At 74.1% G+C, this 24415-nt stretch carries 27 protein-coding genes; 16 read left to right on the top strand and 11 right to left on the bottom strand.

Translation table 11 applies throughout. From position 1 onward, the window contains the following. Nucleotides 1-2 precede the first annotated feature (2 nt). On the top strand, nt 3-1157 hold the full coding sequence (locus AB0H75_RS08005; RefSeq protein WP_367792241.1) for an NAD(P)/FAD-dependent oxidoreductase: 1155 nt from the start codon (nt 3-5) through the stop codon (nt 1155-1157). Between the two features lie 21 nt (nt 1158-1178). Here AB0H75_RS08005 and AB0H75_RS08000 read toward each other — a convergent pair whose 3' ends face one another. The 5 genes from AB0H75_RS08000 to AB0H75_RS07980 form a co-directional block, all read right to left on the bottom strand. Next, a complete protein-coding gene (locus AB0H75_RS08000) occupies nt 1179-2063 on the bottom strand; it encodes a transposase (protein WP_367792238.1) in 885 nt (294 codons plus the stop codon). 74 nt (nt 2064-2137) lie between these two features. Then, nucleotides 2138-3394: an MFS transporter gene (locus tag AB0H75_RS07995; protein ID WP_367792234.1), complete on the bottom strand. Its 1257-nt coding sequence runs from the start codon at nt 3392-3394 to the stop codon at nt 2138-2140. A 138-nt stretch (nt 3395-3532) separates the two neighbouring features. After that, the gene (locus AB0H75_RS07990) at nt 3533-4087 is read right to left on the bottom strand and encodes a calcium-binding protein (RefSeq protein WP_367792232.1); all 555 of its coding nucleotides are present in this window, start codon (nt 4085-4087) and stop codon (nt 3533-3535) included. Between the two features lie 270 nt (nt 4088-4357). Beyond that, on the bottom strand, nt 4358-5089 hold the full coding sequence (locus AB0H75_RS07985; RefSeq protein ID WP_367792230.1) for a maleylpyruvate isomerase family mycothiol-dependent enzyme: 732 nt from the start codon (nt 5087-5089) through the stop codon (nt 4358-4360). Nucleotides 5090-5136: 47 nt separating this feature from the next. Beyond that, nucleotides 5137-5772 carry a LysE family translocator gene (locus AB0H75_RS07980; RefSeq protein WP_367792228.1) on the bottom strand — a complete coding sequence of 212 codons (636 nt, stop codon included), beginning with the start codon at nt 5770-5772 and terminating at the stop codon, nt 5137-5139. A 121-nt stretch (nt 5773-5893) separates the two neighbouring features. Between AB0H75_RS07980 and AB0H75_RS07975 the strand changes: the two genes are divergently transcribed. Continuing rightward, nucleotides 5894-6985, top strand: a complete 1092-nt coding sequence (locus AB0H75_RS07975) for a serine protease (RefSeq protein WP_367792227.1) — start codon at nt 5894-5896, stop codon at nt 6983-6985. 53 nt (nt 6986-7038) lie between these two features. Here AB0H75_RS07975 and AB0H75_RS07970 read toward each other — a convergent pair whose 3' ends face one another. Further along, nucleotides 7039-7662 (bottom strand): flavin reductase family protein, encoded by a 624-nt coding sequence (locus AB0H75_RS07970; RefSeq protein ID WP_367792225.1) that lies wholly within the window; start codon nt 7660-7662, stop codon nt 7039-7041. Between the two features lie 113 nt (nt 7663-7775). Here AB0H75_RS07970 and AB0H75_RS07965 point away from each other — a divergent pair, with 113 nt between their 5' ends. The 3 genes from AB0H75_RS07965 to AB0H75_RS07955 all read left to right on the top strand — a co-directional run bounded on the left by AB0H75_RS07965 (nt 7776) and on the right by AB0H75_RS07955 (nt 10674). After that, complete coding sequence (locus tag AB0H75_RS07965) at nt 7776-8573, top strand: TetR family transcriptional regulator (RefSeq protein ID WP_367792223.1); 798 nt, start codon at nt 7776-7778, stop codon at nt 8571-8573. After that, nucleotides 8570-9772, top strand: coding sequence for a cytochrome P450 (locus AB0H75_RS07960; protein WP_367792221.1), 1203 nt, complete (start codon nt 8570-8572; stop codon nt 9770-9772). The genes AB0H75_RS07965 and AB0H75_RS07960 overlap by 4 nt, the downstream gene beginning before the upstream one ends. A 101-nt stretch (nt 9773-9873) precedes the next feature. Continuing rightward, the gene (locus AB0H75_RS07955) at nt 9874-10674 is read left to right on the top strand and encodes an SDR family oxidoreductase (protein WP_367792219.1); all 801 of its coding nucleotides are present in this window, start codon (nt 9874-9876) and stop codon (nt 10672-10674) included. A 125-nt stretch (nt 10675-10799) separates the two neighbouring features. On the opposite strand, the gene AB0H75_RS07950 is transcribed toward AB0H75_RS07955, so the two are convergent. Further along, nucleotides 10800-11570, bottom strand: a complete 771-nt coding sequence (locus tag AB0H75_RS07950) for a SigB/SigF/SigG family RNA polymerase sigma factor (RefSeq protein WP_367792217.1) — start codon at nt 11568-11570, stop codon at nt 10800-10802. Nucleotides 11571-11829: 259 nt separating this feature from the next. Between AB0H75_RS07950 and AB0H75_RS07945 the strand changes: the two genes are divergently transcribed. Next, on the top strand, nt 11830-12948 hold the full coding sequence (locus AB0H75_RS07945; protein WP_367792215.1) for a 5-methyltetrahydropteroyltriglutamate--homocysteine S-methyltransferase: 1119 nt from the start codon (nt 11830-11832) through the stop codon (nt 12946-12948). 47 nt (nt 12949-12995) lie between these two features. Here AB0H75_RS07945 and AB0H75_RS07940 read toward each other — a convergent pair whose 3' ends face one another. Then, entirely contained in the window at nt 12996-13319 is a 324-nt protein-coding gene (locus AB0H75_RS07940; RefSeq protein WP_367792213.1) for a helix-turn-helix transcriptional regulator, read from the bottom strand. 196 nt (nt 13320-13515) lie between these two features. Here AB0H75_RS07940 and AB0H75_RS07935 point away from each other — a divergent pair, with 196 nt between their 5' ends. Continuing rightward, entirely contained in the window at nt 13516-13788 is a 273-nt protein-coding gene (locus tag AB0H75_RS07935; RefSeq protein ID WP_367792211.1) for a hypothetical protein, read from the top strand. Here AB0H75_RS07935 and AB0H75_RS07930 read toward each other — a convergent pair. Next, the gene (locus tag AB0H75_RS07930) at nt 13785-14561 is read right to left on the bottom strand and encodes a cytochrome c oxidase assembly protein (RefSeq protein ID WP_367792209.1); all 777 of its coding nucleotides are present in this window, start codon (nt 14559-14561) and stop codon (nt 13785-13787) included. The two genes, AB0H75_RS07935 and AB0H75_RS07930, sit on opposite strands and share 4 nt — an antisense overlap. Then, complete coding sequence (locus AB0H75_RS07925; RefSeq protein ID WP_367792207.1) at nt 14543-15079, bottom strand: DUF2243 domain-containing protein; 537 nt, start codon at nt 15077-15079, stop codon at nt 14543-14545. The genes AB0H75_RS07930 and AB0H75_RS07925 overlap by 19 nt, the downstream gene beginning before the upstream one ends. Nucleotides 15080-15233: 154 nt before the next feature. Between AB0H75_RS07925 and AB0H75_RS07920 the strand changes: the two genes are divergently transcribed. Further along, nucleotides 15234-16424, top strand: a complete 1191-nt coding sequence (locus tag AB0H75_RS07920) for a CoA transferase (protein WP_367792204.1) — start codon at nt 15234-15236, stop codon at nt 16422-16424. 10 nt (nt 16425-16434) lie between these two features. Here AB0H75_RS07920 and AB0H75_RS07915 read toward each other — a convergent pair whose 3' ends face one another. Then, nucleotides 16435-16911 carry a cyclase gene (locus tag AB0H75_RS07915; RefSeq protein WP_367792201.1) on the bottom strand — a complete coding sequence of 159 codons (477 nt, stop codon included), beginning with the start codon at nt 16909-16911 and terminating at the stop codon, nt 16435-16437. A gap of 86 nt (nt 16912-16997) precedes the next feature. Between AB0H75_RS07915 and AB0H75_RS07910 the strand changes: the two genes are divergently transcribed. From AB0H75_RS07910 to AB0H75_RS07875, 8 genes are all read left to right on the top strand, one after another. Next, on the top strand, nt 16998-17840 hold the full coding sequence (locus AB0H75_RS07910) for an alpha/beta hydrolase family protein (RefSeq protein ID WP_367792199.1): 843 nt from the start codon (nt 16998-17000) through the stop codon (nt 17838-17840). A gap of 141 nt (nt 17841-17981) precedes the next feature. After that, a complete protein-coding gene (locus AB0H75_RS07905) occupies nt 17982-18542 on the top strand; it encodes a hypothetical protein (protein WP_367792197.1) in 561 nt (186 codons plus the stop codon). A gap of 127 nt (nt 18543-18669) precedes the next feature. Continuing rightward, nucleotides 18670-19296, top strand: coding sequence for a TetR/AcrR family transcriptional regulator (locus AB0H75_RS07900; RefSeq protein WP_367792194.1), 627 nt, complete (start codon nt 18670-18672; stop codon nt 19294-19296). A gap of 42 nt (nt 19297-19338) precedes the next feature. Further along, entirely contained in the window at nt 19339-20421 is a 1083-nt protein-coding gene (locus AB0H75_RS07895; protein ID WP_367792190.1) for a dihydrodipicolinate reductase, read from the top strand. Beyond that, the gene (locus AB0H75_RS07890; RefSeq protein ID WP_367792187.1) at nt 20418-20945 is read left to right on the top strand and encodes a carboxymuconolactone decarboxylase family protein; all 528 of its coding nucleotides are present in this window, start codon (nt 20418-20420) and stop codon (nt 20943-20945) included. The genes AB0H75_RS07895 and AB0H75_RS07890 overlap by 4 nt, the downstream gene beginning before the upstream one ends. Nucleotides 20946-20955: 10 nt before the next feature. Then, complete coding sequence (locus AB0H75_RS07885) at nt 20956-22596, top strand: GMC oxidoreductase (RefSeq protein ID WP_367792184.1); 1641 nt, start codon at nt 20956-20958, stop codon at nt 22594-22596. A 179-nt stretch (nt 22597-22775) separates the two neighbouring features. Next, nucleotides 22776-23579 (top strand): IclR family transcriptional regulator C-terminal domain-containing protein, encoded by an 804-nt coding sequence (locus tag AB0H75_RS07880; RefSeq protein ID WP_367792180.1) that lies wholly within the window; start codon nt 22776-22778, stop codon nt 23577-23579. Beyond that, the gene (locus AB0H75_RS07875; protein ID WP_367792177.1) at nt 23576-24412 is read left to right on the top strand and encodes a nucleotidyltransferase domain-containing protein; all 837 of its coding nucleotides are present in this window, start codon (nt 23576-23578) and stop codon (nt 24410-24412) included. Before AB0H75_RS07880 ends, AB0H75_RS07875 begins: the two co-directional genes overlap by 4 nt. Nucleotides 24413-24415: the final 3 nt, after the last annotated feature.

The following is a 24415-nucleotide window of genomic DNA, read 5'->3' as shown; positions in this document are numbered from 1 at the left end:
CGATGGGACGGGACCTGCCCCGGCGCGCCTCGGTGGTCGTCATCGGCGGCGGCGCCGTGGGCGTCAGCACCGCCTACGAGCTGGCCGCCGCCGGGGTACGCGACGTGGTGCTGCTCGACAAGGGACCGCTCGGCTCCGGCTCCACCTCCAAGGCGGCCGGCGGGGTGCGGGCGCAGTTCTCCGACCGGGTCAACATCGCGCTGGCCGCGCGCAGCCTGGAGACGTTCGGGAGCTTCGCCGAGCGCTTCGGGCAGGAGATCGACCTGCACAGGTCCGGCTACCTGTTCCTGCTGGACGCGCCGGAGGCGGTCGCCGAGTTCGAGCGGAACGTCGCCGTCCAGAACGAGCTCGGCGTGCCCAGCCGGATGATCACGGTGCGGGAGGCGGCGGCGCTGTCGCCGCTCATCGACACCGGCGGCCTGCTGGCCGCCGCCTACTCCCCCGCCGACGGCCACTGCACGCCCGAGTCGGTGGTGCTCGGGTACGCGGGCGCGGCCCGGCGGCTCGGCGCGCGGCTGCTGCCCGGCTGCGCGGCGACCGGCATCGAGCTCACGGACGGGCGCGTCACCGCCGTGCTGACCGAGGGCGGCCGGATCGCCACCGACACCGTGATCTGCGCCGCCGGGGCCTGGTCGCGGGAGGTGGGCGCGTGGGCCGGCGTGGACCTGCCGGTGACGCCGCTGCGCCGGCAGGTCCTGGTGACCGAGCCGGTGCCCGGCCTGCCGCCGACGGCGTTCACCATCGACTTCGGGACGACCTTCTACTTCCATCGGGAGGGGCCGGGGCTGCTGCTCGGCATGTCCGACCCCGAGGAGACGCCCGGCTTCAAGCTCGACCGGTCCGACGCCTGGCTGCCGCGTCTCGGCGCGGTCATGGCCCGCCGGGCCCCCGCGCTCATGGAGACCGGCATCGCCACCGGCTGGGCCGGCCTGTACGAGGTGACGCCCGACCACAACGCCCTCATCGGCGCCGCGCCGGGCGTCGAGCGTTTCCTCTACGCCACCGGCTTCTCCGGCCACGGCTTCCTCATGAGCCCGGCGGTCGGCGAAGTGATGCGCGACCTCTACCTGGGACGGGAGCCGTTCACGGACGTCTCCGGCCTCGACGCCGGCCGGTTCGCGCTGTCCGGCGCCCGGCCGGAACGCAACATCGTCTAGATCGCTGATGTGAAATTCGGGTTAGTGATCGTAGGCGATCAGGGATCGTTTCACGGGTGCGCCGATGGTCCAGTTGTGCCAGATGACCGCGTTGAGGGCGAGGATGCGCTGGCTGATGCGTGCCCAGAGGCCGTCGGTGTGGCGGGCGTTGTGGCGTTCGAGGCCGAGCTGGTTCTTCAAGGTCCAGATGATCGCTTCGATGCGCTGGCGTAGCCAGCCGGGGAAGGGCAGGGCGGGTCCGGGCTCGTCTTCGCGGGCCGGCCGGATCAGCGGGTGGCCCAGGTCGGCGGCGGCTTTTGCGATGCCGGCGCCGGCGAATCCCTTGTCGCACACGATCGGGCACGGCCCGGGTGCGATCGGGGTGACGTGCAGCAGGTGCAGTGCCTGCTTGCGTTCGTCGAGTTCCTTGGGGCAGGCCAGGCTGAAGGCGGTCACCGCGCCGTCGGCGGTGGTGATCAGCATCAGCTTGGCGCCCCAGTAGAAGGCGTGATGGGACTTGTCCATGCCGTATCCGGCGATCTCGCCCAGGCTGGAGCGGTTGACCGTCACCCGCGAGGCGCCGCACCGGACCGGGGTGCCGTCCATCAGTCGCAGTGGTTCGTGCCAGGTGGGGATCTGGCGGGCGATCCACAAGGCCGCCGCCGACATCTGCGGGCCCAGATCGCGCAGCTGCCGGTTGTAGACGGCCTGGGAGGGCAAGCGCGGGAACAGATGACCGATCCGGGCTGCGGCGATCCGTAGCCAGTAGCGCTCCTGATCACAGCGCAGCAGTACCTGGGCCACCGCCACGACCACTGCCTCGGCCGAGGTCAGCACCGGGGGCCGGCCTCGTCCGCGAGGCCGTGCCCGTGAAGGCATCACGTGATCGTCCAGATAGACATAGAGTGCGGTCAGAAGGGCGTCCAAGTCTGTCTTCACACACCGACCATGGACGCCCTTCGTCACGTCCGCAGCCGATCACCGAATTTCACATCAGCGATCTAGCCGGCCGCCGGATCGGGCACGTCCTCGGCGTCGCGCACGCCGCGCAGGGCCCGGAGGACCGGCAGCGGCGACAGGACGATGAGCAGCCCGGCCGGCCAGAGCGTGGCACGCGGCCCGGCGAGCTCGCCGAGCGCCCCGCCCGCCAGGGCGCCCACCGGGAACAGCCCCATGAGCAGGACGCGCATGGTGGCGTTGACCCGGCCCAGCAGCCCGTCCGGGCACAGCCGCTGGCGCAGGCTGACGCTCGTCACGGCGTACACGATCTGGCCCAGCTCGCCGACCGCGCCGCCGGCCGCGACGAGCAGCGCGCCCCAGCCCGGCTGCGCGAGCGGCGTGAGCAGCGCGGCCGGGCCGGTCACCGCCAGGGACAGCCAGATGATCCGGGCGGAGCCGAGCCGCCGGGCCAGCCAGGGTGTGAGCGCCGCGCCCGCCAGGGCGGCCAGTGACGCGGCGGCGACCACGGCGCCGACGGCGGCGGGCGTCAGGCCGAGCACGCGGACCATGAAGACGACGTTCACCGCCGAGGCCATTGCGAAGGCCAGGTTCCCGGCCGCGCCGGTGAGCGCCAGCGCGCGCAGCAGCGGATGCTCCGCCACGAACCGCAGCCCCTCGCCGATCCGCCGGCCCAGCCGGCCGTCGTCGCGGGACCGGGCGGCGGCGTCCCGGGCGGGTTCGCGGGTGCGTACGGCCAGGAGCGACACCGCCGAGACGGCGAACGTGACGGCCTGGGCCAGCACGACGTTCGCCGCGCCGAGCGCGCCCACGGCCCAGCCGCCGAGCCCCGGCCCCGCCACCTGGCCGCAGGCGCGTACGGTCTCCATCGCGGAGTTGCCGGCCAGCAGGTCGCCCCGGCCGACGACGGACGGCAGGTAGCTCTGGTAGCCGACGTCGAAGAACACCCGGGCCACGCCCGCCAGCAGGGACACCACGATCAGGTGGGTGACGGTGAGCGTCCCGAGGAGCGCGGCCGCCGGGATCGTGGCCAGCAGGACCGCGCGGGCCAGGTCGGCGGCGACGAGCACGGGACGGCGGCGGCACCGGTCGAGCCACGCCCCTGCGGGCAGCCCGACCAGCGCGAACGCGATCGTGCCCGACGCCGTGACGAGGCCGAGCTGGAACGGCGAGGCGCCGAGGGTGACGACGGCCAGCAGCGGCACCGCCACGCCGCTGACCTGGGTGCCGAGCTGAGCGGTGGTCTGCCCGAGGAGCAGCAGGCGGAAGTCGCGCCGCCGCGAGGGCGAGCCGGTGGGCATCGGGATCCTCCAGAGAGCCGGTGGGGTAGGACCCCCACCCGCGGCTCCGAAGGCGTCGCCAGGGGGTGGGGACACTACCGGCCGCTCCACCCCCCGTCAAGCCACGCAGGTCACTTCTCGCGGGTCACTTCTCGCAGGTCACTTCTCGCAGGTGTCCTCGGTCTCGGCGGTGCAGGTGTCGGTGCCGGTGCCGCCCGAGGCGGTGTCGGAGCCGAGGCCGCCGAGGAGCGTGTCGTCGCCTCCGTTGCCGGTCATGCGGTCGTTGCCGCCGCCGGCGTTGACGAGGTCCTGGTTCGAGCCGCCCTGGAAGATGTCCCCTCCGTTGCCGAGGAAGACCAGCGACGGCAGCGAGGTGTTGTTGATGAACAGGTCCGTGCCGGAGCTGAGGTTGGCGCTCATGTCGCTCACGCTCGCCGCCGGGCACTGCACGGTATTGGCGTTGACCTGCGTACACGTGCCGCCCGGCGAGAGCGTGGTGAGCGTGTTGACGACCCTGACGTTCGAGCCGGACACGCTCACCGTGATGGCGTTGTTCGTCGTGGTCGAGCTGATGGCCAGCCGGCCGCCCGTATTGCTGACGGTGCCGGCGGCGTGCGCCGGCCCGGCCACGGCGAGCAGCGGCACGGCCGCCGCCGCGCCGACGAGGAGCGTGCGCAACCCGATGGTACGCGCGGCTCTGATGCGGTTCCTCATGTCGATCCCCCTGCGGATACGGATGGGCGGCCTCTTCCGGCGTCGCCCGCACCAGCCGATTAGAGCGCGCCGGATGCCCTCGTTTCTGTGGCGCATTACTCGGTGGGAAGTGCGATGCGGCACAGCCGGAACCGCCTCGGGCCGTTACGCCGGGCAGGACCGCCACGGCGGCCGGCGGCCGGTGGTCGATGGCCCGGGATCGGGGGGTCGGGATCAGGGGGTCGGGATCGGGGGGGCGCGGAGGGCCGGGGTCGCGGAGGGCCGGGGGGCTCAGGCGGCGTAGGTGCGCAGGACGCGCAGGGCGTCCTGGCCGTGCGGGCCCTCGGCGGCCAGGCTCGTCCGCCCGGGGTCGAGGCGCCGGGCGCCCACCCGGCAGAACTCGGCGGCCGGGCCGGTGATCCGGCTCGGCGCGTCCGGGTCACCGTAGGTCCAGCGCGTCCCGTCCGTGCCGGTGAGATCGCAGAAGACCGGCGCGGCGGCGAGCCCGGCGACGGCGAAGGCGTACGGCAGCGTGCGGTGCGCCAACCAGGCGACGTGCCGGAGCCGGGCGGTGTCGGGGTAGTCGAGGCCGAGCGGACCGGCGACGTCGAGGGCGTGCGCCCAGTGCTCGGCGAGCCTGGTGGTGGCGAGGGTGGCGGCCGACAGCGGGGTGCGTACCCAGGGCAGGCGGGTCCCGGGCGGCTGGGCGCGCAGGTGCTCCGGGACGGCGAGGGCGGCCGCGCGCCAGCGGGCCAGCAGGGCGTCCGGCGGCAGGCCGCGCTCGGCGGCGACCAGCTCGTCCACCGCGCCGTCCACCGTGGTCCCGGTGTCCACGAACGCCTTCGCCTGCGCGCCGGCGGGGTCGGTGATCACCTCTGAGGTCTGGGCCAGGTGCAGCACGACGTCGGCGACGCTCCAGCCCGGGGCGGCGGAGGGGGCGGCCCACTGGTCGGGGGTGAGACCCGCGAGCAACTCGTCGAAACGGCGGCACTCGGCGGCCAGGTCGTCGAAGATGTCCGTCATCACCCCATCGTACAGAGCTTTGTTCTGGACGCCAGGGAGACGCTGGATCAGCGTTCGACCGCGAGGCGCACGCCGAGGCCGATGAAGATGCCGCCGGTGGCGACGTCCACCTTGCGGCGGGCGGCGGCGCGGCGGCGCAGCCAGCCGCCGATGCGCCCGGCGAGCACGCCCACGGCCCCGTCCACCACGAACTCCAGCGCGATGAGGATGACGCCGAGCACGGCGAACTGCAGCCAGACCTGGCCGAGCGCCGGGTTCACGAACTGCGGCAGGAACGCGATGGTGAAGGTCACCATCTTGGGGTTGAGCAGGTTGGTGAGCAGCCCGCTGGTGAAGGCGCGGCGGCCGGAGACCGTGCCGCGCCCCTCGTCCGGCAGCGTGCCGCCCAGCCCCTTGCGGTTGCGGAGCAGCTGCACGCCGAGGTAGATCAGGTACGCGGCGCCCGCGATCCGCACCACGGTGAACGCCACCGGCACCGCCTCGAACAGCGCCGCCAGCCCGGCCGCCGCCACGGCGACGTGGACCGCCTCGCTCGTGGCCACCCCCGCCGTGGCCAGCAGCCCGGCGCGGGGGCCGCCGCGCATGCCGCAGCCGAGGACGAACAACATGTCAGGTCCCGGGGTGATCATGGCGACGAGCGTCGTGAGGGTGAAGAGGGCGAGCAGGTGCGGATCGATCGGCATTCCAGCATCCTTACACATCCCGAAGTCCGCAGTTTTCCCGCTATATCGGCATGCCTTGAGGAACTTGGACACCCCCGTACGTACCTCCATGCGGCACCTACTCGGTTTCAGGAGGTACGTCATGCACCGCAGAGTCGCCCTGCTCTCCGCCGCCGCCGTCGCCGTGGCCGGCGCCCTGGTCCCGGCGGCGGCAACGGCCCAGGCGAGCGGCCCCGCGACCCGCCTCACCGCGACCGGCCCCGCCGCGACCGGTCCCGCCGCGACCGGCCTCGACCACGGCCCCGTCGGCTGGGCGGGCGCGGACACCTGGTCGGAGCGCAGGACCGTCCTGTCGTACTGGACACCGCAGCGCATGCTGGCGGCGCGGCCCCTGGACACCCCCGCGCCCCGCCGCTCCTCGCGCTCGGGGCCGACCCAGGGGACCCCGTGGGCGACCCGGGGCGCGGCCCTCACCACGACCTCCGGCCGCCCGTACGCGGTGCGTCCGGTGTCGGCGGCCCGCCGTCCGGCCGAGGTGGTGCGGAACAGCCCCGGCCTGCGCTGGGTCGACGGCGGCGCGGTGACCCGCACCGTCGGCAGGGTGTTCTTCACCACGGCCGACGGGCGCAACTCCGCCTGCTCCGGCACGGCGGTGACCAGCGCCAACGAGAGCGTCGTGATGACCGCCGGGCACTGCGTGAAGCTGAACGGCGCCGCGCACCGCAACTGGGTGTTCGTCCCCGGCTTCGACAACGGCCGCCGCCCGTTCGGCACGTGGGCGGCCACCACGCTGCTGACCACCCGGCAGTGGAACGCCGACGAGGACATCAACTTCGACGTGGCCGCCGCCGTGGTCGCGCCGTTGCAGGGCCGCACGCTCACGGACGTCGTGGGCGGGCAGGGGGTGGCGTTCAACCAGCCGAGGAGGCGGCAGATGTTCTCCTTCGGCTATCCGGCGGCGGCCCCGTTCGACGGGTCGCGGCTGATCTACTGCAGCGGGCGCGCCATCGACGACACCGTGCAGACCAGGGACCTGGGGCTGCGCTGCACCATGACCGGCGGGTCCAGCGGCGGGCCGTGGTTCCAGGGCTTCGACGGCTCCACCGGGCAGGGCTGGCTCAACTCGGTCAACAGCTTCAAGTACGACTTCGCCCCGAACTTCATGTTCGGCCCCTTCTTCGGCGACGAGGCGATGGCCGTCTACCGGGCCGCGCAGAGCGTCGGGGCCCAGTGATCAGAGACCAGCGGCCAGAGACCAGAGACCGGTGACCAGCGACCGGTGAGCCGTCACCCCGCCGCGGCGGCCCGCGCGGTCCGGCTGCGGTAGGAGTGGCCCAGCTCCGGGCCGAGCCCGAAGTAGTGGCGGAAGTTGTAGATGAGCGGGCTCCACGCGGCCGGGTCCACGTGGTGCGTGCCGGGCACGACCAGGCGCGGGTCGGCGTGCACCCTGCCGACGACGGCCTCGGCGATGACGAACGCGCCCGACACGCCCGGATGCACCCGCTCGGCCCGCGCCTCCAACTGGATGGGGCACTCGGCCACGCGCGGCGGCCGTACGGTGTCGGAGGGCTGGGCCCGCAGCCCGGCCGCGCCGAACTTGTCGGGCTCGAAGCGGCAACCGTGCGGCTTGCCCGCCGGCACCGGGTGGCGGCCGGTGAGCGGGGCCAGCCGCTCCACCGCCGCCCACTGGTCCGGCGCGGGCAGGTTGATCACCACGTCCGGGCGCCTTCTGAGGTTGTACGCGGTCTGGCCCTCCTCGCCCAGCCCGAGCACCACCACCTGGCCGAGGGCCCACGCCGAGGAGATCGGCGCGAGGTTGGCCGAGCCGTCGTCGTTCTCGGTCGACAGGAGCACGACGGGGGTGCCGAAGTACAGGATGGGCGGCTCGATGGTCACATGATCGGTGTTCACGGGACGGAGCCTAGGGAGACGACGTTCAACGCCCGGTCGAAGCGTCGATTAAAGCAGTCGCTTGACTTGTCCTGACCGGCTGACTTAACTGATCGTCGGACGAGGAGGTGGCCATGCCCCGGGAGACGCGCTCCGCACGCGCCTGCGCCACCCGCGAGCAGATCCTCGCGACGGCCGAGCGGCTGTTCGCCGAGCACGGGGTGTTCGCCGTCTCCAACCGCCAGGTCAGCGAGGCCGCCGGCCAGGGCAACAACGCCGCCGTCGGCTACCACTTCGGCACCAAGGCCGACCTGGTAAGGGCGATCGTGCGCCGGCACGCCGCGGGCATCGAGCGCATCCGCCGCGCGATGCTGGCGGACGCGCGCCGCGCGATGCTGGCGGACGCGGCCGGCTCCGGCGAGGTACGCGACTGGGTGGCCTGCGTGGTGCGCCCGCTCACCGGGCACCTGGAGTCCCTGGGCACGCCCACCTGGTTCGCCCGCTTCGGCGCGCAGCTCATGACCGACCCGGCGCTGCGCGACGTCATGATCGAGCACGCGCTGACCTCGCCCACGCTCGTCGAGGTCCTCGGCGGCCTCGACCGTTGCCTGCCCGGCCTGCCGCCCGAGGTGCGGGCCGAGCGGCGCCAGATGACCAGCCACCTCATGGTGCACGTGTGCGCCGAGCGCGAGCGCGCCCTGGCCGAGGGCCTTCCCACGCCGCGCGCCACCTGGGACGGCACCGCGAGCGGGCTGATCGACGCGATCACCGCGCTGTGGGCCGCCCCCGCCACCCCGCAACCCGTCACCCCGCAACCCGTCACTCCGCAACCCGTCACTCCGCAACCCGTCACTCCGCAACCCACCACCCGACAGCCCGCCACTCCCCAGCCCGCCACCACCCCTCAGCACGCGAAAGGGAGCCGAGCATGACCGAGATCCAGGAGTTCCCCATGGCCAGAGCGGCGGCCTGCCCGTTCGACCCGCCGCCCGCCCTGCGCGAGCTGCGGGAGGAGGGCCCGCTGGCCAGGGTCAGGCTGTGGGACGGCAGCACGCCGTGGCTGGTCACCCGCTACGCCGAGCAGCGGGCGCTGCTGGCCGACCCGCGGGTCAGCTCCGACGTCAACCACCCCGGCTACCCGCTGCAGGCCCCCCGCATCGCCGTTGGTGGCGGCCTCAGCTTCATCCTCATGGACGACCCCGAGCACCACCGGCTGCGGCGCATGGTGCAGGCCCCGTTCACGGTGCGGCGGGTGGAGGGCATGCGCCTGGCCGTGCAGCGCATCGTGGACGGCCTCATCGACGACCTGCTGGCCGGGCCGAAGCCGGTGGACCTGGTGGAGGCGTTCGCGCTGCCGGTGCCGTCGCTGGTGATCTGCGAGCTGCTCGGCGTGCCGTACACGGAGCACGACTTCTTCCAGGACAACAGCAAGACCGTCATCAGGCGGTCCACCCCGCCGGAGGAGCGGGCGGCGGCCGGCGGGCGGCTGTTCGCGTACCTGGACGAGCTGGTGGGGCGCAAGCTCGCCGAGCCCGCCGACGACCTGCTGTCCACGCTGGCCGCCCGCGTCGAGGCGGGCGAGCTGACCCGGCAGGAGGCGGCGCAGATGGGCGTGCTGCTGCTCGTCGCCGGGCACGAGACCACCGCGAACATGATCGCCCTCGGCACGCTCGCCCTGCTGGAGAACCCCACCCAGCTCGCCCTGCTGCGCGACGGCGGCGACCCGGAGCTGGTGGCGGGGGCGGTGGAGGAACTGCTGCGCTACCTCAACATCACCCACAGCGGCCGCCGCCGGGTGGCGCTGGCGGACATCGAGATCGCCGGCCAGGTCATCCGGGCCGGCGAGGGCATGATCATGGCCAACGACATCGCCAACCGCGACCCTGACGCCTTCCCCGGCAACCCCGACGAGCTGGACCTGCGCCGCGACGACGCCCGCCGGCACGTGGCCTTCGGCTTCGGCGTGCACCAGTGCCTGGGCCAGCCGCTGGCCCGCATGGAGCTCCAGGTCGTCTACGGCACCCTCTACCGCCGCATCCCGACCCTGCGGCCGGCGGCCGACCTCGGGAGCATCCCGTTCAAGCACGACGGCGCGATCTACGGCGTCTACGAGCTGCCCGTCACCTGGTGACCCGTCACCCGGTGACGCCTCCCGCCCCGTGTGAGGCGGGGCGCGGCGGGTAGCGGGAGCCGGGAACGATCCGGCGTCCCCGCAGGAAGGCACATGACTGTATGAGCGACAGGTACGACCAGGTGGCGATCGTCACCGGCGCCGACTCCGGGATCGGCAAGGCCACCGCCGTGCTGCTGGCCGAGCAGGGGTTCGAGGTCGGCATCACCTACCACGGCGACCGGGACGGCGCCGAGGAGACCGCGGAGCTGATCCGCGGCCTCGGCAGGGCCCCGGCGGTCCGGCAGCACGACCTCACCGACCCCGTGGCCGCCGCGGCGGTCGTGGACGAGCTGGCCGAGGAGCTGGGCGGCCTGGGCGTGCTGGTCAACAACGCGGGCACCGGCAGCGCCGAGCCGCTGGTGGACATGAGCTACGAGCGCTGGCGGTCGGTCGTCGCGGTGGACCTCGACGGGCCGTTCCTGTGCGCGCAGCGGGCCGCCCGCCGCATGATCGCCTCGGGCCGCGGCGGGCGCATCGTCAACGTCACCAGCGTCCACGAGGAGCACCCGCGGGTCGGGTCGGGGCCGTACTGCGCGGCCAAGGGCGGGCTGCGGATGATGTCCCGGGTGCTGGCGCTGGAGCTGGCCGAGCACGGCATCACCGTCAACACCGTCGCGCCCGGCGAGATCGCGACCCCGATGACCGGGCAGGAGGACGTGCCGCCGCGCACCGGCAGCCGCCCCGGCTACCCGATCCCGCGCCCGGGTGACGCGCGGGAGGTCGCCGCGGTCGTGGCCTTCCTGGCGAGCCCGGCGGCGTCGTACGTCACCGGGTCGTCGGTGTTCGTGGACGGCGGGCTCGGGCTGATGGGCCCGCAGGCCGCGGGCGCCCTCGACAGCGGCGACTGGCGCTCCGGCTGAGACGCCGCCACCGCCGACCGCACGGCGGTGGCGTGGCCGAAGCCGCGCCACCGCCGCCGTCCGCTCGTCCTTCCGCCGAAAGGCCGGGTCGTCAGTCCTGCCGGGTCGTCAGTCCTGTCAGGTCGTCAGTCCTGCAGGGCCTTGCGCAGCTTGGCCAGCACGGCGCGCAGGATGCGGGAGACGTGCATCTGGGAGATGCCGAACTCGGCGGCGATCTCGGACTGGGTCATGTTGCCGTAGAAGCGCATGAGCAGGATGTTGCGCTCCCGCTCGGGCAGCGCGTCGATGAGCGGCTTGACGGCGTGCGCGCCCAGCATGTTGTCCAGCGCGTCGTCCTGGGCGGGGATGAAGTCACCCAGGTCGGCCGCGTCCTCCTCGCCGCCGACCGGCGCGTCCAGCGACAGCGTGTTGTACGCCGAGGACGCGTCGAGCGTGAGCAGCACGTCCTCCTCCGAGATGCCCATCTTGGCGGCCAGCTCGGCGACGGTCGGCGCGTGGCCGAGGGTCTGGGTCAGCTCGGCGGTGGCCTTGTTCAGCTCAAGGCGGCGCTCCTGGTAGACGCGCGGCACCCGGATGGCCCAGGTGCGGTCGCGGAAGTGCCGCTTGACCTCGCCGACCATGGTGATCATGGCGTAACCGCGGAACTCGTGCCCGAGCTCCGGGTCGAAGCCGTTGATGGCCTTCATCAAACCGACGTACGCGGCCTGGCGCAGGTCCTCCATGGGCTCGCCGCGGTGGTAGTAACGCCGGGTGACCTCGTTCACCAGGCTGTTGTACATGTCCACCAGGCGCTCACGGATCCGCACCTTCTGCAGGTCCGAGGCTTCGGGCCGGTTCATCTCGACCAGGAGCTGCTCGGCCGTCATGTCTTCGAGTGCGATGTCCAGGACTGCCATCTGATACTCCGAGAGTAGATCTGAGGCGCCCCTGCGGACGGCAAAAAAGCCCAGGCAGAGGCACGCCACGTTCTTCGCGTGAGATGAAGCCCTCTGCTGGACTTCGACATGGGAGATTCCCAACTGGTTCTGTTTTACCACGAAACCTGGTCACGGAAACATCACAACTGATCTATCCGTCCGATAAATCTGGACGGCCCCGCCAGGCGGGCGGAAAGTAGCGATGAGATCTTCCCCAGCCGCACGCCAAGGAGGAACCATGCCCGCGACCCCCCACGCCGAGCACGTCGGCAGCCTCCTGCGACCGCCCGGGCTGCTGGAGGCCAGGCGGGCCCGCGAGCGGGGCGAGCTCGGCGGCGAGGAGCTGGCCAAGCTGGAGGACGACGCCGTGCTGGCCGCGATCGAGCTCCAGCGCGAGGCCGGCCTTGAGATCCTCACCGACGGCGAGATGCGGCGCGCCACCTGGATGGCGGGCCTGCTGGAGTCGCTGGGCGGGGTGGTGCCGGTGGAGGTGCCCACCTCGGCCTGGTTCCGCGAGGACGGGCCGCCACCGCCCGAGGAGACCGCGTTCCGGATGGTGGCGGCCAAGGACCGGCTCACCCAACGGGCGCACCTGACCGCCGTCGAGGCGGACTTCATGGCCCGGCACGCGCCCGGCCCGTTCAAGATCACGATGATGAGCGCGTCGATGGGCAGCCTGCTGTGGCGGCCCGGGATCAGCGAGGAGACCTATCCGACGCCCGCCGACCTGCTGCGCGACCTCGTCGTGCTGCGTACCGAGGAGATCGCGGAGCTGGTGCGGCGGGGCGTGCGCTGGATTCAGCTCGACTCGCTCGCCTACAACTTCGTCTTCGACCCCGGCTTCCGCGCCCGCATGCTGGGCCCCGACGCGCCCGGCACCGAGGCGCTGCTGGACATGGCGGTGACGATCGACGCCGAGCAGGTGCGCGCCGCCAAGGCGATCGATCCCGGCGTCACCGTCGGCATGCACATCTGCCGGGGCAACAACCGCAGCGCCTGGATGTCCTCGGGCGGTTACGAGCCGGTCGCCGAGCGGTTGTTCGGCGAGGTGCCGGTGGACCGGTTCCTGCTGGAGTACGACACCGAGCGGGCCGGCGGCTTCGAGCCGCTGCGTTTCGTGCCCCGGGGCACCACGGTGGTCCTGGGGCTGGTCTCGTCCAAGGTGCCACTGCTGGAGCCGCGCGACGAGCTGCGCCGCCGCATCGACGAGGCCGCCGCGTACGTCCCGCCGGAGGGCCTGGCGATCAGCCCGCAGTGCGGCTTCGCCTCGACCGAGCGGGGCAACCTGCTGACCGTGGACGAGCAGCGGCGCAAGCTCGAACTCGTCGTGGAGACCGCCAGGGAGGTGTGGGGCTGAGCACCGGGCCGAAAGCCGGGGCCAGGAGGCGGGATCAGGAGGCCGGGTCAGGAGGCGGGCCGGCGCGTCAGGTCGTCGTGCTGGGTGAACATGTCGATGAGCAGGCGCACCGGCAGGTTGGCCTCGGTCGGGTAGCGGAACGACTGGTCGAGGTTGAGGCTGTAGTGGTTGCGCCGCCCCACCCGCTCCCGCGCCAGGTAACCGGCCTCGTGCAGGTCGGACACGATGCCCTGCACGGCCCGCTCGGTGATGCCGATGCTGGCGGCCAGGTCGCGCAGCCGCGCCTCCGGGTTACGCGCGATCTCCAGCAGCACCCGGGCGTGATGGGTGAGGAAGGTCCAGGAGGATGGGCGCTCGTGCGCGGTGGCCACCGATTCTCACGCTCCTGGCTCGGACGACGGCCCCGGCCCTGATCACCAGGCATGAGGCTCTTTACGGAAGATCCTATAACGAACTCTCTTTCCGGTATCCAGCGCCGGTCGGCGTGTCCCCGATCATGGAGGTTCGCCGGATGTTTCCGGGGCCGCAGCCGGGTATCACCAAGTGCGGGACCGAAAGGAGCGCCATATGGAGCGACCGGATATCGGCGTGGGCGCCGGGCACATCTCCTGCACCCCGGCTCCGGCCGACCAGCTCTTCGAGATCGCCGTGCTCGACCCCTCCGGCGAGGACGGCCAGGGCGGCTGGCACACGATCGGCTGGGGCGTCGACCGCAGGCACGCCGACAGCATCGCCGAGTCGTTCGTCACCCGTCCCCTCCGCCCCTACCAGGCCGCGCGCATCCGGCACAACGGCCACCTGGTGGGCGAGCACCGCCGCCCCGACCAGCCGCTCGGCTAGCCACGGGCGTAGGCGACCCGCCGTCCCGGCCGCCAGGTGGCGATCAGGGCGACCGCCAGCAGCAGCTCGGCCAGGTCACCGCCGTAGTACATGATCTCGGCCGCGCCCGTGCGCTGCCCGGCGGGGACGGGCAGGTCCACCCAGAGCCCGGCGTACATGAGCTGCGACAGCCCGGCGTGCGCCGCGATCGCCACGCCCAGCACCACCAGCCGCGCCGGCACCGGGGGGCGGCGCGGCGCCGGGTCCGGGCCGGCGATCGCCCAGGCGAACAGGCACCCCGACAGCAGGAAGTGCGCGTGCGTCAGCTCGTGCAGCCACGGCACGGCGGTGACCGCGCGGTAGAGCGGCGTGCCGTAGAGGACGACCATCCCGCCGGTGCTCAGCACGAGCGCGGTGACCGGATGGGCGATCAGGTGCGCCGGACGGGTACGCAGCAGGCCGCCGAGGCGGCGCGCGTACGGGCGCGGCAGCGTGCGCAGCAGCAGGGTCACCGGGGCGGCGAGGACCAGCCCCGTCGGCGCGAGCATGCCGACCAGCAAGTGCTGCGCCATGTGCCCGCGGAAGTCGGTCATGGCCGCCGCGGCCACCGGCCCGGTCAGGGCGAGCGCGGCCAGCGCGGTCCCGGCCGCGAACGAGGCCGTCCGCCACCGGCTCCAGCCCGGCGTGCGCGCCGCCGCCACCAGGTAGCACGCGGCGGCGGCCACCAGGACGACCAGCAGCACCGGGACGGCGGAGGCGGCGTGGTGGTGGTGCGTCACCGGCGCGGCTCGCACAGGTCGAGCACCTGCCCGCCGCGCTGCAACGCCCAGCCGCCCGCCACGAGCAGCGCGCCGAGCAGCAGGAAGGCGAGGTCCCACCAGAGCTGGTACGGCCCGGTCCGCACGTGGTGGATGCCCAGCAGGTGATGGTCGATGACGCCCTCGACCAGGTTGAACACCCCCCATCCCGCGAGGATCCAGCCCCACAGCGCCCGCGAGCGCCACACCCGCCCGCGCGAGGCGGTGACGCGGGAGTAGAGCAGCCCGAGGCCGGTCAGCACCGCGAGCCAGGTGACGGCGTGGAAGAGCCCGTCCCAGAGCGTGTTCATCTGCAGCCCGGGCACGGTGGTCACCGGGTAGGGGCGCACGCCGATGTTGTCGGTGCCGGTGCTGCTCAGCATGTGGTGCCACTGCAGGATCTGGTGCAGCAGGATCCCGTCCACGAACCCGCCCAGCCCGATCCCGAGGACCACTCCGGGCAGCGCGATCCCCTGCCGCCCACGGGCACGCGCGGCTTCCGTCTTCTCGGTCATGGGCCCCGCCTACCCGGGGGACCGCGGCTCACGCGGGTCCCCGGGCGGGCGCCATGAGCCCGGCCCCCCTGACGGCGCGGACGAGGGACGGCGGATGAGGGACGGTGGGTGAGGGACGGTGGCCGGGGAGGGCGCCCCGGCGTAGGGTCGGGGCATGATCGATGATCAGGCGCCGCCGCTGGCCGGGCTGCGGGTCGTCGAGCTGTCGAGCTTCGTCGCCGCCCCGCTCGGCGGGATGACGCTGGCCCAGCTCGGCGCGGACGTCGTCCGGGTGGACCCGATCGGCGGCGGCCCGGACGCCGGGCGCTGGCCGCTCGCCCCCTCGGGCCGCAGCCTCTACTGGACCGGGCTCAACAAGGGCAAGCGCTCGCTCACCGTGGACCTGCGCTCGGCCCGGGGCCGCGAGCTGGTCGCCCGGCTGGCCGCCGCGGCGGGCACGCTGGTCACCAACGCGCCGCCGCGGCCCGGCCTGGCGTACGAGGAGCTGCTGGCCCGGCGGCCCGACCTGGTGTACGCGCGGCTCCTCGGCCACCGCGACGGGCGTAGCGCGGTCGACTACACGGTCAACGCCGAGGTGGGCTTCCCGTACGTGACCGGCCCCGGGGAGCACGCGGGCCCGGTCAACCACGCGCTGCCGGTGTGGGACGTGGCGTGCGGCCTCTACCTGGCCGTCGGCCTGCTGGCGGCCGACCGGCAGCGGGCCGCGACCGGCCGGGGCCGCCGCGTCGAGGTGGCCCTGCACGACGTGGCCCTGGCCACCGCCGGCAACCTCGGCTACCTGGCGCAGGCCCAGTTCGGCGAGTCCCGCCCGCGCATCGGCAACGACCTGTACGGCGACTTCGGCCGCGACTTCGCCACCGCCGACGGGCGGCGCATGATGATCGTCGTGCTCACCGAGCGGCACTGGCGCGACCTGGTGTCGGCGACCGGGCTGACCCGGGTGACGGCGGCGCTGGAGCAGGCGCTGCCGGCCGACTTCCGCCGCGACCGCGACCGCTACGCGCACCGGGAGGCGCTGGCCGGGCTGCTCGCGCCCTGGTTCGCCGCGCGGACGGCGGCCGAGGTGGAGAAGGCGCTGGCGGGCACGTCGGTGCTGCGCTCGCGCTACCGGACGTTCGCCGAGGCCGCCGCCGACCTGGGGCGGCATCCGCTCATGGCGGAGCTGACGCAGCCGGGCGTCGGCCCGCACCTCGCCCCCGGGTCGCCGCTGGTGCTGGACGGCCGCCCGTTCCCGCCCGCGCCCGCCCCGGAGCTGGGCGGGGACGCCGAGGCGGTGCTGGGCGAGCTGCTGGAGCTCCCGGCGGCGGAGGTGGCCGCGCTGCGCGCGGACGGCGTGGTCGGCTGAGCCCGTCCCGTCACTCCGCCGAGCGGGCGGCGGCCTCGGTGGTCCGCTTGAGGTGCGCGTTGCGGGCCAGGATGAGCCGGGTCATGTAGCGGCGCAGCACCAGGGCCTCCACCGCGGCGCCGAGCGGCCCGGCGGGCGCGGCGAACTCCACCACGTCCCGCATGATCGTGCTCTGGCCGTCGGGCGCCAGGACGAAGTGGTGGGCGTGCCGCCAGTGCCGGAACGGGCCCGCGACCTGCTCGTCCACGAAGTACCCCGGCCGTTCGCAGACGCTGATCACCGAGGTCAGCCGCCACGGCAGGCCGAAGTGCCGGGCCTGCCAGGTGACCTGGTCGTCGGCGCCGAGCCGGCCGGAGGTGACCCCGGCGACCGCCCGCTCGCGGGAGGCGGCCATCGAGGTGGTGTGGGCCTCGACCGACAGCGAGGTGTCGAAGACGAGGCCGGGCGGGGCGTGGACGAGGGTCACGACTTCAAAGGACGTGGGCACGTCCCAGATGTTACGTTTCGCCGCCTCGCCGGGGACCGGCTGCTACGCTCTCGTACGAACCGATCGGTACTATCTCGGGGAGTTCCATGACGGACCCGCTCATCACCGACCCTCCCGGCGGGCCGGGCCCGCGCGCGGCCACCGTCCCGCTGACGTTCGACAGCGCCGGGACGCGGCTGCTGGGCATCCTGCACGTCCCCGCCGGCCCCGGGCCGCACCCCGTGCTGATCCTGCTGCACGGCTTCCCCGGCAACGAGCGCAACTTCGACCTCGCGCACGCCGCGAGCCGCGCCGGGTACGCCACCCTGGTCTTCCACTACCGGGGCTCGTGGGGCATGGGCGGGTCGTGGTCCTGGGCGCACCTGATGGAGGACGCCGCGGCGGCCGTGGCGGCCGTGCGCGACCCGGCGACCGCCGCCGCCCACGGCCTGGACCCCGGCCGGCTCGACCCCGGCCGGCTGGCGCTGATCGGGCACAGCGCGGGCGGGTTCACCGCGCTCATGACCGCGGCGGCGCTGCCGGAGGTGGCGGCGGCCGGCTCGCTGGCCGGGTTCGACTTCGGCGCCGCGGCCGCCGCCTGCCGCGCCGACCCCGCCGCGGCCACCGCCTACGAGCAGGCGTGGCGCGAGGAGCTGCTGCCCCTGTCGGGCACCAGTGCCGCCGCGCTGGTCGCCGAGATGCTGGAGGCGGGCGAGGCGTGGCGGCTGAGCGGGCTGGCCGGGCCCCTGGCCGGGCGGCCGGTGCTGCTGGTCGGCGCCGGCCGGGACACGGTCGCCCCGCCGGACGTGCACCACCGGCCGCTGGTCGAGGCGTACGGGCGCTCGTCCCTGCTCGACCACCACCTCCTCGACACCGACCACGCGCTGGCCGACCACCGGGTGGCGCTGGCCCGCACCGTGATCGGCTTCCTCGACCGGCGGCTCAGGTGACCTCGTCGTACGGGTGATTTCCGCGAAAGAGCAGGTCAGCGTGACCGTCGGAGCAGGAAGGGCGGAGCGCCCGCTGGGTTCAACGACATGTGCGCGGGTAGTGGCGTGGCGTTGACCGAGGACCCGGAGGAGGGCCTAGCGATGCGTCCCATCGCCTCTGCCGTGATCGCTGTGGCCTTGGCGGCGCTCGCCGCCGGCTGCGCGAAGACGACCATCGACACCGCGCAGAACCAGCCGCAGAACGAGGGCGGCAACGGTGACGCGAGCGAGACGCTGCACGTCCGCAACGCCTTCCTGCTGGGCAGCGCCGATCCGGCCTCGCCCGCGCCGCAGGACGCCCTGTACGTGGTGCTGATCAACAACGGCCACCAGCCGGCCCGGCTCCAGAGCGTCACCGTCGAGGGGGGCGGGCAGGTGCAGATCCCCCTGCCGATGGAGGTGCCGCCGAACCGGGCCGTCGGCGTCGGGGAGAAGCCCATCGGCACGGTGAGCGGCGTGCGCGGCGGGGTGGTGCCGATGACGTTCACCTTCGCCGGGGCTCCGCCGGTGCGGGTGATGGCGCCGGTCAAGCCGAAGACCGGCTACTGGGCGACCCTTCCGGCGGCGCCGTCCGGCTCGCCCACGCCCACGACGAAGCCGAGCTCCACGCCCACGACCGCGTCCTCGCCGGCGCCCGTGCAGTCACCCTCGCCGAACTCGTGACACCCCGGGCCGCCTTCGCCCGGCGCTGACTCGCTTCGCCCGGCGCTGACTTCACGCGGCGCTGACTTCGCGCGGCGCGGGCCCGTTCGGCCGGGGCGGCGGGGCCGGGCCGGTAGAGTGCGGAGTCATGCCATCACGCGGCGTGTCCGCCCCCGAAGTCCGCCGGCGGCTCTTCGACGCGGCCGAACGGGTGTTGCTGCGGGAGGGGCCGGCCGGGCTGAGCGGGCGCGCCATCACCCGGGAGGCGGGGGTGGCCACCGGGCTGCTCCACAACCACTTCCCCGACCTGGACGGCTTCCTGGCCGCGCTCATCGTGGACCGCGCGGGCACGGCGAGCGGGCGGCTGCGCGACCTGCCGGTACGCGCCGGTTCCGGCACGGTGACCGGCAACCTGACGGCGGCCGCCGACGCGCTGCTGGCCGGCAACCTGACGGCGCTGGCGGGGCTGGCCCTGGCCCGGCCGGCGGTGGTGCCGCGGCTGGGGAAGGCGCTCGGCGCGGGCACGCTGGAGCCGGACGCGGGCGAGCGCCTGTTCACCGCCTACCTGGAGGCCGAGCAGCGCCTCGGCCGCCTCCCGGCCGGCACCGACCCGGCCTCGCTGGCGCTGGCCCTGGTGGGCGCGGCACACCAGCTCGTCCTCACCCGCGGCCCCCGGTCCCCGGGCCTCCACGACCGTATGCACCGCCTCGTCCGCGCCCTCCTCCCCTGCCCCTCCTCCGCTCCCTCTCCCGGCACCTTCCCGGCCGGACAGTGATCGCATCTATACAGTTAACCAAGCGCTTGCTACGCTCCGGCCATGGTGTCCACGGTGATCTGGGGGACCGGCAACGTCGGCCGCGCCGCCATCCGCGCCGTCGAGGCGCACCCCGCCCTGGAGCTGGCCGCCGTCCTGACGCACGACCCCGCCAAGGCCGGCCGCGACGCCGGCGTCCTGGCCGGCCTCGGCCGCGGGCTCGGCGTGCCGGCCAGCGCCGACGTGGCCGCCGTCCTCGCCGCCGCCCCCCGGGCGGTCGTCTACGCCGCCTCCGGCGACGTCCGCCCCGACGACGCCCTCGCCGACGTGCTGCGCGCGATCCGGGCCGGCGCCGTGGTCGTCACCCCCTCCCTCTACGCCCTGTACGACCCGCGCGGCGCCCCGCCCGAGCTGCGCGCCCGGGTGCTGGCCGCGATCGCCGAGGGCGGCGGCTCGCTGTTCGTGTCGGGGGTGGACCCCGGGTGGGGCAACGACGTCCTGCCCCTGCTGATCAGCGGTCTCGGCACCACCGTGGACGCGGTCCGCTGCCAGGAGATCTTCGACTACACCGCCTACGACCAGCCCGACTCGGTCCGCTACCTGGTCGGCATGGGGCAGCCGATGGAGTACGAGCCGCCGATGATCGCCCCCACGGTCCCGTCGATGGTGTGGGGCGGCCAGGTGCGCCTGATGGCCCGCGCCCTCGGCGTCGAGCTGGACGAGGTCCGCGAGAGCGTGTGGCGCCGCCCCCTCGACGCGGCGGTGAGCACGCCGGCGATGGGCGTGTTCGAGGCGGGCACGCAGGGCGCGGTGCGGTTCGAGGTGCAGGGCGTGGTGGAGGGCGAGCCGCGCATCGTGGTCGAGCACGTCACCCGCATCCACCCCTCCTGCGCCCCCGACTGGCCCTCGCCCCCGGACGGCGGCGACGGCGCGCACCGAGTGATCATCGAGGGCAGCCCGCGCATCGAGGTCACGGTCGAGGCCACCGACGAGGGCGGCAACCGCGCGGCGGGCGGCAACGCCACCGCCGCCGGCCGCCTGGTCAACGCCATCGACTGGCTGGCGGAGGCGCCGCCCGGCCTGTACGACGCGCTCGACGTGCCGCTGCGCCCGGCGACGGGCCGACTCGGAAGGAAGCACCCGTGATCGTCGACGTTCCGGAGGGCAAGGACCCGATCGCGTACGTGTGGGGGGAGATGGTCCCCGGCATCGGCCCCGCCGCCGCCGGCTTCTCGCTGGCGGTGTACGAGCACACCACGCTGGGCCTGCGCGAGTTCGAGGCGGCCCGGCTGCGGATCGCCCAGCTCAACGGCTGCGCGTTCTGCCTCGACTGGCGCACCGAGCGGGACGGCGAGAAGGTCGAGGACGGCTTCCTGGAGACGCTGGCCGAGTGGCGCACCACAGACGCCCTCGACGAGCGCACCCGCCTGGCCGCCGAGTACGCCGAGCGCTACGCCCTCGACCACCACGGCCTGGACGAGGCGTTCTGGGCCCGGATGACCGCGTCCTACAGCCAGGCCGAGATCGTCGAGCTGAGCATGTGCATCGGCTCCTGGTGGGCCTTCGGCCGGCTCAACCGGGTGCTGGGCCTGGACACCGCGTGCGTGCTGCCCGGCGCCGGCCGGTCCCCCGCCGGCGCGCGCCCGCCCGAGCGTCGCCGAGAGAAGTGAGGCAACCACCATGAGCGACACCACCTCCTTACGCTCCGCCGCGGGCCGGCCGCCCCTGTCGCGCCGCGGGTTCATCGCCGGCGCGGGCGCCGCGGTCGTCCTGGGCGGGACGGCCCCGGCGCGGGCGGCCGCGGCGGCACCCGCCGCGGGGCCGATCGCGGACGGCGCGCACGTCCCGGTGCTGGTCATCGGCACCGGCTACGGCGGCTCGGTCGCCGCGCTGCGCCTGGCCCAGGCGGGCGTGGACGTGCACATGGTGGAGATGGGCATGGCCTGGGACACACCGGGCCCGGACGGCAAGATCTTCTGCAACACCCGGGAGCCGGACTACCGCTCGTACTGGCTGCGCACCCGCACCAAGGCCCCGCTCAACTACTTCCTCGGCTTCCCCATCGATCGCGACATCCCGCGCCACACGGGCGTCCTGGACGCCGAGGAGTTCGCCGGCATCACGGTCTACCAGGGCCGGGGCGTCGGCGGCGGCTCGCTGGTGAACGGCGGCATGGCGGTCACCCCCAGGCGGGAGAACTTCGCCTCCGTGCTGCCCACGGTGAACGCCGCCGAGATGTACGACGTCTACTACCCGCGCGCCAACGCCGGCCTCGGGGTGGGCACCATCGACCCGGCCTGGTTCGAGGCGACCGCCTACTACCAGTACGCCAGGGTCGGGCGGAAGCACGCCCAGCGCTCCGGCTTCCCGTTCGTCTTCGTCCCCGACGTCTACGACTGGGACTACATGAAGCAGGAGGAGGCCGGCACCGTCCCCCAGTCGGCGCTGGCCGCCGAGATCCTCTACGGCAACAACCACGGCAAGAAGTCGTTGCAGAAGACCTACCTCGCGCAGGCGAGGGCGACCGGCAGGGTGGCGATCTCGCCGCTGCACCGCGTCACCTCGGTCGCCCCCGCGGGCACCGGCCGGTACGCGGTGGTGATCGAGCAGCTCGGCACGACCGGCGAGGTGACGGCGACCAAGACGGTGACCGCCGAGCGGGTCTTCTTCGCCGCCGGCAGCGTCGGCACCAGCAAGCTGCTGGTCAAGCTCAAGGCCACCGGCGCGCTGCCGGACCTGAACGGCGAGGTCGGCAAGGGCTGGGGCGACAACGGCAACGTCATGTGCGGCCGCGCCAACCACCTGTGGGACCCGACCGGCGCCAAGCAGTCGGCCATCCCGTGCGCCGGCATCGACAACTGGGCCGCCGGGGGCGCGTTCGCCGAGGTCGCGCCGCTGCCCACCGGGATCGAGACGTTCGCCTCCTTCTACCTGTCGATCACCCGCAACCCCAACCGCGCCCAGTTCTCCTGGAACGCGGCGGCCGGGCGGGTGGAGCTGAGCTGGCAGACGGCGTGGAAGCAGCCGTCCATCGACATGGCGAAGACGATCTTCGACAAGATCAACTCCAAGGAGGGGACGATCTACCGTACCGACCTGTTCGGCGTCTACAAGATCTGGGGCGACCACCTGACCTACCACCCGCTCGGCGGCGCGGTCCTCGGCAAGGCCACCGACAACTACGGCCGCCTGTCCGGCTACAGCGGCCTGTACGTCATCGACGGCGCGCTGATCCCGGGCAACACGACCGTGAACCCGTTCGTCACCATCACCGCGCTGGCCGAGCGCAACATCGAGCGCGTCATCGCCACCGACCTGTGAGCCGCGTCCGGACGGCCGTCCGTACAACGACCGTCCGGGAACGCCTCCCTCCCGCGCCCCGCCCGCCCGCCCCCGGGACGGGCGGGTCCGCGCCCGGCACCGGCCGCCGCTCTGCGGACACCACCTCCGCCGCGACGGTCTAGAGTCGGAGCGGCGGGATCCGAGCAGGGAGGCGTTCCATGGCACGTGCTGACACCGGCCCCGATTTCATCGAGGCGCTGGCCCGCGGCCTCGACGTCATCAAGGCGTTCCGGCCGGGCCGGCCGGTCATGTCCCTGACCGAGGTGGCCACCGCCACCGGGCTGGCCCGGCCCACGGCCCGCCGCATCCTGCTCACGCTCCAGGAGCTGGGCTACGCCAGGAGCGAGCGGGGCGGCTACGCGCTCACCCCCCGCGTGCTGGAGCTGGGGGTCTCGTACGTACGCTCGACGGGCCTGTGGGAGGTGGCCCGCCCGCACATGGAGCGGCTGGTGGCGCAGACCCGCGAGTCGTGCTCGATCGCCCAGCTCGACGGGTCCGACATCGTGTACGTCGCCCGCGTCGCCGTCCCCAAGATCGTCACCCTGTCGGTGCAGATCGGCACCCGCTTCCCGGCCCTGCAGACCTCCCTGGGCAAGGTGCTGCTGGCCGCGCTGCCGCCCGACCAGGTCGACCGGGTGCTGGCCGAGCCGAGCCGGTCGGGGGTCGAGCCGCGCCGGCGGCCGGACGTGCCCGAGCGCGACGCCGCGCTGCGCGAGGTCCGGGCCAGGGGGTGGGCGATCACCGACGAGGAGCTGGCCCTCGGCATCCGCAGCGTCGCCGCGCCGCTGCGCGACGGCCTCGGCCGGGTGATCGCCGCGATCAACGTCAACGCGCACGCCGCCGAGACCACGGTGGAGCGGCTGGCCGACGAGCACCTGCCGCTGCTGCTGCGCACGGCGAGCGCGATCAGCGCCGACTGGGCCGCGTACGAGACCGTCCCGCACGTCACGGTCACCTCGTGACGGCGCCGGCCGAGCTGTCGCGGGCGGTCGCCCGCTACCTCGCCGTGGCCGACCGGCTGGTCCCGGGGCTGGTCACCGGCTGCTACGTCACCGGCTCGGCGGCGCTGGGCGCCTGGCGGCCGGACGTGAGCGACATCGACGTGGTGATCGTGGTGGGCGGCCCGCCCGGGGAGCGCGAGCTGCGCCGGCTGTCGCTGCTGCACAAGCTCGCCAACCTGCCCGCCGCCGGGCACGCCCTCGCCCGCCGCCGCCCGCACCTGCCGGGCACGGTCAACGCCGTCTTCGTCGCGGCGGCCGACCTGGGCCGGCCGGTCACCCGGATCCGGCCGGTCGCCTCGCACAGCGGGCCGGCGTTCCGGCGGGGGCGGGCGTTCGACGTCAACCCGGTGGCGTGGAAGGTGCTGCGCGAACGCGGCCTTCCCGTACGCGGCCCGTCCCCGGCCGGGCTGGGCCTCGACCCGGAGCCGGGCCTGCTGCGGGCGTGGACCCTCGACCAGCTCCGCGGCCACTGGGCCCGCCACGCCGAGCGGGCGCGCTCGGCCCGGCCGCCCCGCAAGCGGCTGCAGTCGCCCTACCGGGTGGCGCTGGCCGCCGTGCTGTCACCGCCCCGGCTGCACCGTACGGTGGCGACCGGCGAGGTGGTCACGAAGGAGGCGGCGGTCGCGTACGCGCTGGACGTCTTCGACGCGCGCTGGCACCCCCTGCTCCGCCTCGCCCTGTCCCACCGGCTCGGCGTCCCCGCCCCTTCGCCCGTGGACCCGCGCCGGGTGCCGCGCCTGGCGGGCGAGTTCATCGGCGAGGTGGTCGCCGACGCCGAGCGCCTCCCCGCGTAGGCG

It is taken from the genome of Nonomuraea sp. NPDC050783 (assembly GCF_040802095.1).
Classification (GTDB): domain Bacteria; phylum Actinomycetota; class Actinomycetes; order Streptosporangiales; family Streptosporangiaceae; genus Nonomuraea.
This window is presented reverse-complemented; position numbering and strand designations above follow the sequence as displayed.